General features: G+C 70.3%; 14 protein-coding genes and 2 tRNA genes. 12 read left to right on the top strand and 4 right to left on the bottom strand.

Features of this window, described 5'->3' with window-relative positions; translation table 11 throughout:
* Positions 1 to 132: 132 nt before the first annotated feature.
* Positions 133 to 1,086 (bottom strand): biliverdin-producing heme oxygenase, encoded by a 954-nt coding sequence (locus tag ACFFXY_RS00420; RefSeq protein ID WP_382344816.1) that lies wholly within the window; start codon positions 1,084 to 1,086, stop codon positions 133 to 135.
* A gap of 275 nt (positions 1,087 to 1,361) precedes the next feature.
* On the opposite strand from ACFFXY_RS00420, the gene ACFFXY_RS00415 reads away from it, so the two are divergent.
* The 7 genes from ACFFXY_RS00415 (at position 1,362) to ACFFXY_RS00385 (ending at position 5,511) form a co-directional block, all read left to right on the top strand.
* Positions 1,362 to 1,538 carry a hypothetical protein gene (locus ACFFXY_RS00415; protein ID WP_359952365.1) on the top strand — a complete coding sequence of 59 codons (177 nt, stop codon included), beginning with the start codon at positions 1,362 to 1,364 and terminating at the stop codon, positions 1,536 to 1,538.
* 30 nt (positions 1,539 to 1,568) lie between these two features.
* Positions 1,569 to 4,097 (top strand): putative bifunctional diguanylate cyclase/phosphodiesterase, encoded by a 2,529-nt coding sequence (locus tag ACFFXY_RS00410; RefSeq protein WP_382344815.1) that lies wholly within the window; start codon positions 1,569 to 1,571, stop codon positions 4,095 to 4,097.
* Positions 4,098 to 4,194: 97 nt separating this feature from the next.
* Positions 4,195 to 4,267 (top strand) — tRNA-Thr (locus ACFFXY_RS00405).
* Positions 4,268 to 4,342: 75 nt separating this feature from the next.
* A tRNA-Met gene (locus ACFFXY_RS00400) sits at positions 4,343 to 4,414 on the top strand.
* Positions 4,415 to 4,513: 99 nt separating this feature from the next.
* Positions 4,514 to 4,681: a 50S ribosomal protein L33 gene (gene rpmG / locus ACFFXY_RS00395; protein WP_181245701.1), complete on the top strand. Its 168-nt coding sequence runs from the start codon at positions 4,514 to 4,516 to the stop codon at positions 4,679 to 4,681.
* A 48-nt stretch (positions 4,682 to 4,729) separates the two neighbouring features.
* Entirely contained in the window at positions 4,730 to 5,098 is a 369-nt protein-coding gene (locus ACFFXY_RS00390) for an FAS1-like dehydratase domain-containing protein (RefSeq protein ID WP_382344814.1), read from the top strand.
* Positions 5,095 to 5,511, top strand: a complete 417-nt coding sequence (locus ACFFXY_RS00385; RefSeq protein WP_382344813.1) for a MaoC/PaaZ C-terminal domain-containing protein — start codon at positions 5,095 to 5,097, stop codon at positions 5,509 to 5,511. Before ACFFXY_RS00390 ends, ACFFXY_RS00385 begins: the two co-directional genes overlap by 4 nt.
* Here ACFFXY_RS00385 and ACFFXY_RS00380 read toward each other — a convergent pair.
* Entirely contained in the window at positions 5,447 to 6,388 is a 942-nt protein-coding gene (locus ACFFXY_RS00380; RefSeq protein WP_382344811.1) for a 3-hydroxyacyl-CoA dehydrogenase family protein, read from the bottom strand. The genes ACFFXY_RS00385 and ACFFXY_RS00380 overlap by 65 nt on opposite strands.
* A gap of 25 nt (positions 6,389 to 6,413) precedes the next feature.
* Here ACFFXY_RS00380 and ACFFXY_RS00375 point away from each other — a divergent pair, with 25 nt between their 5' ends.
* From ACFFXY_RS00375 to ACFFXY_RS00355, 5 genes are all read left to right on the top strand, one after another.
* Positions 6,414 to 6,995: a cob(I)yrinic acid a,c-diamide adenosyltransferase gene (locus ACFFXY_RS00375; RefSeq protein ID WP_382344810.1), complete on the top strand. Its 582-nt coding sequence runs from the start codon at positions 6,414 to 6,416 to the stop codon at positions 6,993 to 6,995.
* A gap of 126 nt (positions 6,996 to 7,121) precedes the next feature.
* Positions 7,122 to 8,045 carry an ABC transporter ATP-binding protein gene (locus ACFFXY_RS00370; protein WP_382344809.1) on the top strand — a complete coding sequence of 308 codons (924 nt, stop codon included), beginning with the start codon at positions 7,122 to 7,124 and terminating at the stop codon, positions 8,043 to 8,045.
* Positions 8,042 to 8,893 carry an ABC transporter permease gene (locus ACFFXY_RS00365; RefSeq protein ID WP_382344808.1) on the top strand — a complete coding sequence of 284 codons (852 nt, stop codon included), beginning with the start codon at positions 8,042 to 8,044 and terminating at the stop codon, positions 8,891 to 8,893. Before ACFFXY_RS00370 ends, ACFFXY_RS00365 begins: the two co-directional genes overlap by 4 nt.
* A gap of 40 nt (positions 8,894 to 8,933) precedes the next feature.
* The gene (locus ACFFXY_RS00360) at positions 8,934 to 9,128 is read left to right on the top strand and encodes a helix-turn-helix domain-containing protein (RefSeq protein WP_106363454.1); all 195 of its coding nucleotides are present in this window, start codon (positions 8,934 to 8,936) and stop codon (positions 9,126 to 9,128) included.
* A 108-nt stretch (positions 9,129 to 9,236) separates the two neighbouring features.
* Positions 9,237 to 10,772 (top strand): alkaline phosphatase D family protein, encoded by a 1,536-nt coding sequence (locus ACFFXY_RS00355; RefSeq protein ID WP_382344807.1) that lies wholly within the window; start codon positions 9,237 to 9,239, stop codon positions 10,770 to 10,772.
* Between the two features lie 44 nt (positions 10,773 to 10,816).
* Here ACFFXY_RS00355 and ACFFXY_RS00350 read toward each other — a convergent pair whose 3' ends face one another.
* On the bottom strand, positions 10,817 to 11,254 hold the full coding sequence (locus ACFFXY_RS00350; protein WP_382344806.1) for a DUF2550 domain-containing protein: 438 nt from the start codon (positions 11,252 to 11,254) through the stop codon (positions 10,817 to 10,819).
* A gap of 2 nt (positions 11,255 to 11,256) precedes the next feature.
* Positions 11,257 to 11,538: a F0F1 ATP synthase subunit epsilon gene (locus ACFFXY_RS00345; RefSeq protein ID WP_359952343.1), complete on the bottom strand. Its 282-nt coding sequence runs from the start codon at positions 11,536 to 11,538 to the stop codon at positions 11,257 to 11,259.
* Positions 11,539 to 11,660 lie beyond the last annotated feature (122 nt).

Raw genomic sequence — 11,660 nt, 5'->3', positions numbered from 1 at the left:
GCGGGTGCGGGCTCCGGGGGGCCGTCCGTGAGCTTGGCAACCGGGACACGGTAGCGCCGACGGCGCCGGGCGGGGGAGATTCGTCACCGCCCGGCGTGTCGCGACAATCAGGACATCGCGGACCGGTAGAGGTCAGCTTTCAAGCCGCTCCTCGGACTCGGTGAAGATCCGCACGATCTCGGGGCGGACCTCGGCGCGCTCGGTGAGCGGGCGGGCCCACGCGACGCGCACGTCCACTTCGCCGTCTCCGACCGCGGCCTTGAAGTCCGCGCCGTCGCCGTCGAAGCCGGTCATCCGGGCCGCGTGCGCCTCGGGCCGACCGCCCGCGCCGCGGCAGATGACGAGGGTGTCGGCGGCGTGGTCGTGGTTCATGTGGTGGCAGATCGCCGCGATCACCTTGGGCTCGAAGGGGTTGCGGCCCAGGTTCGCGCTCAGTTCGGTGAGCACCGCGCCGTTGTGGTCGTAGGCGAGGAGGATCTCCTCGACGAGGCGGGCCTTCGCGTCCTCGGGCAGGTCGATCGCGTCCAGGCGCGAGCGGTACTCGTCCTTGAACGCCTTCGGGCTGCCGATCCCGGTGAACTCGTAGAACGAGGCGCCCTCGCCGTCGAAGCCGTAGTTGCGGCGCGCTGCCTTCCCGAACGCCTGGCCGCCCGAGAGGTCCCCGAGGTAGCGCGTGTAGGCGTGGGCGACGTACCCGGCGGGCTCCGTGGCGGCCTCGGTGATGCGGTCCACATAGGCGCGCGTGGAGGGGAGCGGCTCGGCGCCGGAGCGCCACTTGGGGCCCATGAGGTACTTCAGGTCCGCCTCGATCGAGTGACGGCGCGCCAGCTCCGCGAAGACGAACGGCCCGGCGACCGGGTCGCCGGCGAGGCGGTCGCCCGCGGCCTCGATGGCCTCGTAGACGAAGAACTGCTGCGCGTGCCAGCGGGTGTAGTCGTCCACGGCGAGGGAGCCGTCGAAGAGCCGGTCGAACAGGCCCGGTTCGCGCTCGGTGTCGGCGGAGGGGTCGAGGCCCTGGTGGCGGGACCACGACGCCTCGCGGATGCGGGCCGAGAACGACATCGCGGCAGCGGTGTCAGCAGACATGGGCGTATTCCTTGTCGAGTCGTGGCCGTCTTCGGGAGTAAGGCAAGCCTAACCTATTCGCAAGGGCCGTGTCATGCGCTGCGAACGGCCGACCCGTGAGCGAACGCCCCCGGGTCATCGGCGACAATGGGCGCGGACCCTACTCGCACGTAGGGCTGAACCAGAAAGAGCGCGAGAATCACGGTCGCAAGCCTTCCCTAGTGCGATCCGACTGTGGCACCATGGGCTCAACTGGTCCCCTTGACTGAACGTACCCACCACTCACGGGAGGCCCTGTGAAACCGGCCAGATTTTTGAAGAAGCTCAGCGCGGCGGCCGCTGCCGGCCTGATCGCCGCCTGCGTGATCGCCGGACCCGCGTCCGCCGGGGGCAACTCCGGTGAGATCACCAAGGCCGCCGCTGTGACCGAGTCGTCGTACACGGTCCAGAACTCCGGCGAGATCACCCCGTAGCCGGGTACCGCATGTCGATCGAGTCCGCCCATGGCGAATGAGCAGTTCAGCAGCATCCTGCTCAAGTCCGCGCCATGGGCGCTCACGATCCTCGTCCTGGGCGCCGACGCGGGGATGCTCGTCGCCTTCGGACCGCCCGAGAGCGCCCCGCTCCTCCAGGCAAGCGCCTTCACCGTCGCGTTCCTAGTCGCACAGAACCTGCTCGTGCAGCAGGACCTGCGCGGCCACCGCATCTCCTTCAACCTCGCGGACATCCCGCTGGTCCTGGCGCTGTTCTACCTGCCGCCGTTCTGGATCGTGCTCATCCGGATCGTCTCCTCGGGCCTGTTCTACGGCGGGCGGTTCCTCCGCTCCCCGGTCGGCCCCCTCAAGTCCCTGTTCAACATGGGCATCTCCGCGTTCGGCGCGGGCACCGCCGCGGCCATCGTCCAGGCCGTCGGCATCGGCTCGGCGCACGAGCCCATGACGTGGCTCGTCATCGTCGGCGCGATCGTCATCACCGGGTTCATCACCACGGCCCTGATCTCCTCGCTCATGTTCCTGCTCAACGGGTGGCGGAGCATGGTCCGGGCCTGGTCGGGCTTCGCGCTCACCCTCGCCGGGCCGCTCATGGCCTCCTGCGTGGGCCTGGTGTTCCTCATCCTCATCGAGGCCACCCCGTGGGCGTGGATCCCGCTCGGGGCGCTCCTGCTCGTCATCGTGGCCCTCTCCCGCAGCTACATGAAGCTGCGGCGCCAACGGCACATCCTCAACGAGCTCAACAACTTCACCAGCCTCGTCGCGGGCTCGGTCAGGTCCAACCGGCTCATCGACGCGACCCTGGGGCGGCTGCGGGAGTTCCTGTCCGCCGAGTCGGCGACCGTGTGGGTCCCCGCCGACGGCCGCTACCCGGAGATCCGGCTCACCTCGTCGGTGGACGACGTGGGCCTCACCGACCTCGACCCGGTCCCCGACGAGCTCCAGCGGGCCGTGATCGACACCAGCGAGCCGACCCTCATCGGCCCCAGGCACGGCACGCCCGAGCAGCGCGAGGCCCTCGCGGCCGCGGGCCTGCGCAACGCGCTGCTGGTGCCGCTGCGCTCGGGCGACGAGGTGTACGGGTGCCTGTCGGTCTCCGACCGGATCGGCGGCGAGATGTCGCACTTCCTGCCGGTGGACCTGCAACTGCTGGAGACCGTCGCCGCGCACGTGAGCATCGCCGTCGACAACTCGCGCCTGATCGACCAGCTCCGCTACGACGCCTACCACGACCCGCTCACGGGCCTGCCGAGCCGCCGCCGGTCCCTCGAAGCGCTCCAGGAGGCCCTCTCGATCACCGTGCCCGGCGAGGTCGTCGCCGTGTTCATGTTCGACATGGACTCCCTGCACGAGATCAACGACGCGCTCGGCCACGAGGCCGGGGACACCGCGCTGCGCGAGTTCGCGCGGCGGCTCAAGGAGCACTCGCCCGCGGCCTCGTTCATCGGCCGCATCGACTCCGACGAGTTCATCCTCCAGACCCGCCTCGCCTCCACCGACGCGGCCGTGGAGACCGCCCGGCGCCTGCGCGAGGAGGTCCAGGGCCCGTTCGAGGTCGGCGGCGTCGCCGTCAGCCTCTCGGCGGCCGTGGGCGTGGTCACGCACCCGGACTTCGCCGCTGACGCCGACGAGCTCCTCAAGCGCGTGGACGGGGCCACCAGGCAGGCCAAGGACACCGCCGACGGCGTCCAGCTCTACCACGCGGGGCTCGAATCGGAGTCCCTGCGGCGCATCGGCCTCGCCGCCGACCTCCGCAAGGCACTCGACCGGGCCCGCCTCGAAGTCCACTTCCAGCCGAAGGTCCGGCTCGACCGGGACCCGGGCGCGGACGGGGCCGTCGTCGGCGCCGAGGCGCTCGTGCGCTGGGCCCACCCGACGTACGGGGCCGTCGCGCCTGAGGAGTTCATCCCGATCGCGGCCTCCACCGGCCAGCTCGGGCGGCTCACCGACACCGTCCTGGACGAGGCCCTGCGCCGCTCCGCGGAGTGGGCCGGCGAGGACGGGCCGCTGCCGATGTCGGTCAACCTGTCGCCGCGCACCCTCTCGGACAACGAGTTCCCCGACCGGGTCGCCGCGCTCCTGGAGCGCCACGGCGTCCCCGGGGACCGGCTCACGTTCGAGATCACCGAGGACGACGTGGTCTCCGGCGAGCCGCGGCTCACGCCCGCGCTGGAGCGCCTCCACGAGATGGGCGTGCGGCTCTCGGTGGACGACTTCGGCGCCGGGTACTCCTCGCTCGCGTACCTGCGGCGGCTGCCGGTGCAGGAGATCAAGATCGACCTGCGGTTCGTGCAGGGCATGGCGACCGACGACGACGACCGCGCCATCGTCGAGGCCGTCCTGGGCCTGGCGCGGCACTTCGACATCGACGTGGTCGCCGAGGGCATCGAGACCCACCAGACCGTCGAGCAGCTCCGGGGCCTCCACTGCGAGGCCGGGCAGGGGTACTACTTCTCGCGCCCGCTCCCGCCGGACCGCTTCGCGGCCTGGCTCGACGGGCAGGGCTGGAACCGCGGCCAGGCCCGGCTGCGGGTGGTCTGACCCGGGCCTGTGGCCCGCGCCGCAGGGCGGGCCCCGCTTCGGCGGACCGGGCCCGGTCATGTACTCTTGTCAAGGCCGCGAGGGAAGCCTCGCGAACGCCCCCTTAGCTCAGTCGGCAGAGCGTCTCCATGGTAAGGAGAAGGTCTACGGTTCGATTCCGTAAGGGGGCTCGGAAGCACCTCGAAGCGAAAGCGGACTGGTGTTGTACTGCTCACCCAGAGCCAATCTGGCGGCAGTGAGCACACGGCGGTGTAGCTCAGTGGTAGAGCAAACGACTCATAATCGTTGTGTCGGCAGTTCGATCCTGCCCATCGCTACTTTTGGCAATCGGCGACCACTGCGTTACGCTGGTCGCCGTTTTGTTTTGCAGGGAGAACCCGCCGACCGGCGGGTTCCGCTAGAGGAAGGCACTCATCGTGGCCAAGGCTACCGACGTCCGCCCCAAGATCACCTTGGCGTGCACGGAGTGCAAGGAGCGCAACTACATCACGAAGAAGAACCGGCGGAACGACCCCGACCGGCTCGAACTGAAGAAGTACTGCCCGCGCTGCAAGACCTCGCAGGTCCACAAAGAGACCCGCTAGTCTTCCCCGCCCCGGTACATGCTCAACGCTTCGTATGTGGGACGGTCCTTGCCGACCACCGAACCGGTGGTGCTCACCGCTGAGTCGGTGACCCGCTTCGCCGAGGCCGTCGGCCTCCCCGACACCGGTTCGATACCCCCTACCTACTTGATCTCGCTGACGCTGCCCGCGGCGGACCGCCTCATCGACGACCCGGACTTCGGGCTCGACTGGGGACGGGTCCTCCACCGCGAGCAGCGTTTCGCGTACCACCGGGACCTCCGGGCCGGGGACGCGGTGACGTGCACCGTCACCGTCGAGTCCATCAAGACCGTCGCCGGGAGCGACCTCCTCTCACTCCGCACCGCCGTGGACGACGCCGAGGGCCTCGCCGCCGAGGTGTGGACCACGCTGTTCGTCGCGGGAGACCCCCAGTGAACCTGTCGGACCTCGCGGTCGGCGAGACCGTGTTCACCGCCTCCTACCCCGTCGGCCGCGGGCACCTCGCCGCGTACGCCGACGCCTCCGGGGACCACAACCCGATCCACCTGGACGAGGCGGCCGCGAAGGCCGCCGGGCTCCCGGACGTCATCGCCCACGGCATGTACACGATGGGCCTGGTCTCGCGCGCGATCCTCGAATGGGCCGCCGCGAACGGGATCGACGCCCGCCTCACCGAGTTCACCGCCCGCTTCGCCAAGCCCGTCGTCGTCCCCGCCGAGGGGACGGCCGTCGAGGTCGAGGGCAAGGTCCGCAAGGCCGACGGCGGGACCGTCGAGCTCGCGATCACGGCCGTGAGCGCCGGCGAGCGGGTGCTGGCACCCGCCCGCGCGACGCTGATCCAGCGGTGACGGAAGTTATCCACACCCCTGTGGATAACTCCGAGTAGTCGTAGAACCCCTTGCCGCTCTTGCGGCCGATCGCGCCCGAGGCGACCATGCGGCGCAGCAGCGCCGGCGGGAAGAACTGCGGGTCCGCGGTGTCCTCGTAGATGTTCTCCGTGGCGTGCGCGATCACGTCGATCCCCGTGAGATCGGCGGTCGCCAGCGGGCCCATCGGGTGGCCGAATCCGAGCTTGCAAGCCGTGTCGAGGTCCTCGGCGGAGATCACGCCGTCCTCCACGAGCCGCGCCGCCTCGTTGATGAGCGCGCAGATCAGGCGGGTGGTCGCGAAGCCCGCGACGTCCCGGTTCACGACCACGCAGGTCTTCCCGGCGGCCTCCGCGAACGCGCGGGCGGTCGCCAGGGCCTCGTCGCTGGTGTGCAGGCCGCGCACCAGCTCGCACAGGCGCATCATCGGGACCGGCGAGAAGAAGTGGGTGCCGACCACGCGCTCCGGATGCGTGGCCGCGGCGGCGATCTCCGTGATCGGGATCGCCGAGGTGTTCGTGGCGAGCACCGTCTCGGGCGAGACGATCGCCGAGAGCTGCCGGAAGACCTCCTGCTTGACCGGGAGGCGCTCGAAGACCGCTTCGACGGCGATCCCCGCGCCCGCGGCGGCCTTGATGTCCGTGGCGACCGTGATCCGCGCCAGGGCCGCCTCGGCGGCCTCCGCGGTGGTCTTCTCCTTGGCGACGAAGCGGTCGAGGGAGGAGCGGATCGCCGCCAGCGCCCGGTCGAGCGCCCCCTCGTCCGTGTCGATCAGCGTGACGTCGGAACCGCCGAGGCTTGTGACCTGTGCGATCCCCGAACCCATGAGTCCCGAACCGATTACCGCGACTTGTGTCATGGGGGGAGGCTATATGGTCGGGGGTATGGCGGTCAATCTCACCAGGATCTACACCAAGACGGGCGACGACGGCACGACCGGTCTCGCCGACTTCTCCCGCGTCCCCAAGACGCACCTCCGGCTCGCCGCGTACGGCGACGTGGACGAGGCGAACGCCGTGATCGGCACGGCGCTCGCCCTCCAGGCCGGGGAGATCGGGGAGCGCGAGCGGGAGATCCTCCTCGCGGTCCAGAACGACATGTTCGACGTCGGGGCGGACCTGTCCACGCCGGTGGCGGCGGACCCGAAGTACCCGCCGCTGCGCATCGACGAGTCGTACGTGGTCCGGCTGGAGGGCTGGATCGACGAGTGCAACGCGGACCTTGAGCACCTCCGGTCGTTCATCCTGCGCGGGGGGACGCCGGGGGCGGCGCTGCTGCACCAGGCGTGCACGGTGGCGCGGCGGGCCGAGCGGTCGGTGTGGGCGCTGCTGGAGTCCGAGCCGGACACGACGCACGCGGTGCCCGTGACGTATCTGAACCGGCTCTCGGACCTGCTGTTCGTGCTGGCGCGCAAGGCGAACCCGGGCGGGGACGTGCTGTGGGCGCCGCGGGGGTCGCAGGGGTAGTCCATCGGTTTCACGGGGCCGTCCACGGGTGTGGGCGGCCCCTCGCGTTATACAGGTCGACAGAGTTCTCCCGCGAGTTGTAGTATGAGTGCTATCAACGATCGGAAACATACAACGGAGCGATCCATGGGACACCCCCGAACGCACGACGGACCCGCCATCGCGGTGTCCGACCTGCGCATGCGCTACGGCGACAAGGACGTGCTCACCGGTCTCGACCTGGAGATCGAGTCGGGAGGGGTCACCGCCCTCCTCGGCCCCAACGGCGCCGGCAAGACCACCACCATCGAGATCCTCGAAGGCTTCCGCGGCCGCTCGGCCGGGGACGTGAGCGTCCTCGGCGTGGACCCGGCCCACGGCGACGAGCGGTGGCGGGCGCGGCTCGGCGTCGTCCTCCAGGAGTGGCGCGACAACGGCAAGTGGAAGGTGCGCGACATCGTCACGCACTTCGCCGAGTACTACAAGCCGTACACCGAGCCGTGGGGCGCCGACGAGCTGCTCGACATGGTCGGGCTCGCCGCCCAGTCCGGGCAGCGCGTGCGGACCCTCTCCGGCGGGCAGCGGCGCCGCCTCGACGTGGCGCTCGGGATCATCGGCCGCCCGGCCCTGCTGTTCCTCGACGAGCCGACCACGGGCTTCGACCCGCACGCGCGCAGAGAGTTCCACGAGCTCATCCACCGGCTCACCGACCTCGACGGGACCACGATCCTGCTCACCACCCACGACCTGGACGAGGCAGAGAAGCTCGCCGAGCGCATCCTCATCCTCGCGGGCGGTCGCATCATCGCCGACGGCTCGCCCGACCAGCTCGCCCGCGCCGCCTCCACCACCGCCGAGGTGAAGTGGATCCAGGACGGCCAGCTCCAGATCCACGCCACCGAGGACGCCACGGACTTCGTGCGCAAGCTCCTCGCCACCGACGACGGCAAGGTCACCGAACTGGAGATCCACCGCGCGAGCCTGGAGGACGCCTACCTCGAACTCGTCGCGCGGTTCGAGTCCGGCGAAGCGGCCACGGCCGTCGACGCCTTCAAGGAGGTCACCCGATGAGCACCAACACCCTCCACGAGTACCGCACCGGCTGGAAGCGGGCCCTCATCGAGACCAAGATCTCGCTGACGTCCCCGGGGGACCTGCTCGGGTTCGTCATGCCCACGGCCATCGCCATCGTCGTGCTCCTGTTCATGCAGAAGGCCGACTTCGAGGGCGCCCCGGTCTCCTTGGGCTCCATGAACATGCCGAGCCTCATCGGCATGAACGTCGTGTTCGGCGGCATCATGGGCATGGTCGGCGCGCTCGCGATGGACCGCACCAACGGGACGCTCCTGCGCGCGAAGTCCATGCCCGGGGGCATGACCGGCTACCTGGTCGGGCACCTCGCGTCCACCGCGATGTTCATCGGCGTCACCGCCGTCGCGCTGCTCGCCGTGGGCCTGCCGCTCTTCGACGGCCTGGAGTTCGGCAGCCCCGACCGGTGGATGGTGTTCCTGCTGGTGCTCGTCATGGGCATCGTGGCGACCCTCCCCATCGGGGCCGTGCTCGGCGCGATCCTCGACAACCCGCGCAACATGGGCCTCGTCATGTTCCCCATCATGGGCATGGTCGCGATCTCGGGGATCTTCTACCCGATCACCGCGCTGCCGACGTGGCTCCAGGGCATCGGGCAGGCCTTCCCGATGTACTGGATGGGCCTGGGGATGCGGCACGCGCTGCTCCCTGACTCCATGGCGGCCGTGGAGATCGGCGGCGAATGGCGGACCGTTACCATGTTCGCCGTGCTCGCGCTCTGGGCCGTGGTCTCGATGGCCTTGGCGCCCAGGCTCCTGCGGCGGATGTCGCGGCGCGAGTCGGGTTCGGCCGTGGCGGCCCGCCGCGCCGACATGCAGAGGGACTGGTGATCGAGCCGTGGCCGGGGACGAGGTCTACAACCGGATCGCGATGCTGCGCGCCGAGCGGGGCGTCTCGCGCCGCCAGCTCGCGGAGGCCCTCGGCGTCCACTACCAGACCGTCGGCTACCTCGAACGCGGCGAGTACAGCCCCAGCCTGTACCTGGCGCTGAAGCTCTCCGAGTACTTCGAGGTGCCCGTAGAAGTGGTCTTCTCCACCAAGCCCTTCCCGCGCCTCGGCGCTTAGGGCTCCCCGCCCCGCGCTCCGGAACACCCCGGCCCCAGGCCGTCCGGAGCGCGGGGCCTTCTGTTCACTTCCGGGCCACTCCGGTGCCACCGGGGTCTGCGAGCGTGAGTGGCGACCGCCGACACCCCGCCCGCATTGGAGGCCACCGTGCCGATCGACCGTAGGAAACTGCTCGCCGCCGGAGCCGGGGGCGCCGTGCTCCTCGGCACGCCCGGGATCTCGTACGCCGCGTCCCGGCCCCTGCTCACGCACGGCGTGCAGTCCGGCGACGTCACCGAGCGCGGCGCGGTCCTGTGGACCCGCGCCGACCGGGGCTCGCGCATGCGCGTGGAGCTCGCGACGCGCCCGGACTTCAAGCACGCCAGGGAGCTCCGCGGGCCCGCGCTGACCTCGGACACCGACTACACCGGGAAGCTGCGCCTCAGCGGCCTCAAGCCCGGCCAGACGTACTACTACAAGGTCCGCGCCGAGGGCGAGCGGAGGTCCGACGCCCTCGAAGGCTCGTTCACGACCGCCTCGGACGAGTGCCGCGACATCACCTTCCAGTGGTCGGGCGACCTCGCCGGGCAGGGCTGGGGCATCAACCCCGAGTTCGGCGGGTACCGGATCTTCCAGGCCATGGCCGACTCGGAGCCGGACTTCTTCCTGTGCTCGGGCGACTTCGTCTACTCGGACGGGCCGCTCGTGGAGAGCGTTGCGCTCCCCGACGGGACCACCTGGCGCAACACGGTCGTCGAGGAGAAGTCGAAGGTCGCCGAGACCCTCGCCGAGTACCGCGGCCAGTTCAAGTACAACCTGCTCGACGAGAACCTGCGCGCGTACCTCGCGCGGGTGCCGATGGTGAACCAGTGGGACGACCACGAGGTCACCAACAACTGGTACCCCGGCGAGATCCTCGACCTGCCGCAGTACACCGAGAAGAACGTGGACGTCCTCGCCGCGCGGGCGCGGCAGGCGTTCGCCGAGTACACCCCCGGCGGCTTCGACGCCGAGGGCCGCATCTACCGGAGGATCTCGTACGGGCCGCTCCTGGACCTGTTCGTGCTCGACATGCGGACCTACAAGAGCCCCAACCCCGACGCCGACGGCGCGAGCGGGCAGATCCTCGGCGAGCGCCAGCTCGCGTGGCTCAAGCGTGAACTGCGCCGCTCCAAGGCCACGTGGAAGGCGATCGCGGCGGACCTGCCGATCGGGCTCCTCGTCGGCGACGGCGCGGGCGCGTGGGAGGGCATTGCCGAAGGCACCGGCGGGGCCCCGACGGGCCGGGAGACCGAGATCGCCGACCTGCTCTCGTACTGCAAGCGCGAGGAGGTCGCGAACATGGTGTGGCTGACCGCCGACGTCCACTACACCGCGGCACACCACTACTCGCCCGACCGCGCGGCGTTCCAGGACTTCGACCCGTTCTGGGAGTTCGTCTCCGGGCCCCTGAACGCGGGCGCGTTCGGCCCCAATCAGCTCGACCCGACCTTCGGCCCCGAAGCGGTGTTCGTCAAGGCCCCGCCCGCCGCCAACACCTCGCCCGCCGTCGGCTACCAGTTCTTCGGCGAAGTCCGCATCGACGCCGACACCGAGGTCCTCACCGTGTCCCTCAAGGACCTGGACGGCGACGTCCTCTTCACCCAGGCGGTCGAGCCCGTCTAGAACGGCCGATGCCCGCCTCCTGGTGGAGGCGGGCATCGGGTGGTTCAGTCCCGGTCCGAGTAGAAAGCCGCCCCCGGGGGAGCGGCTTCGAGCCAGGAGAGGAAGCCGGTGACGGCCGAGGTCGTCATGGCGAGCTCGACGTCTCCGGCGGCGTTCTTGCAGCGGAGGATCGCCACCTCGGGGGGGAAGATCTGCGCTTCCGGGCCCGCGGGGACGCGGCGGTCGGCGATCTGGAGGTCTTGGCGCGAGAGCGCGTAGCGCGGCCCGAACGCGAGGGAGAACATCCGGTACCAGCGGAGCGTGCCGCTCTCGTAGACGCCGAAGCCGGGGGCCCAGCCGCGGCCCTCCATGTGCCGCGACAGGCGGGCGGCCATGGCGACCGAGCCGGAGCGGGAGAGGATCGAGCGCCGGACGTAGGTCAGCACGAGGAACACCGCGACGGCCGCCGCCAGCGCGGCGACGATCAGCAGTGCCTTCAGCATGGTCAGGCCGAGGCGGGGGCGACCGCTTCGGCGGTCTCGGCGAGGATGGTGACGCCGTCGGTGGTGACCGACAGGAAGCCGCCTTCGATCTTCCAGGCGAGCTCGCCGCCGCCGACCGGCTGCACCCGTACGGTGCTGTCGATGCGGAGTTCGCCGAGCAGCGGCTGGTGGCGGGGCAGGATGCCCAGTTCGCCTTCGGTGGTGCGGGCGTAGACGGCCTCGGCCGCTCCCGACCACACCTTCGAGTCGACTGCCACGACTTCGACGTTCAGTTGCCCTGCCACAACGCTCCTTCAGTCAGACTCCGGGATGGTTACGGGAAGTCTAAACGGCTGGACCTGCGGGCGTCCATGCGGCCAAGGGCGGTGACGGAGGTGATGAGGCGCACTCACCAGGAGAACGACGA

The organism is Glycomyces mayteni, assembly GCF_042428885.1.
GTDB classification, from domain to species: domain Bacteria; phylum Actinomycetota; class Actinomycetes; order Mycobacteriales; family Micromonosporaceae; genus Glycomyces; species Glycomyces mayteni.
Note: the sequence above shows the minus strand (reverse complement) of the source record. Positions and strands in the feature narration are given on the sequence as shown.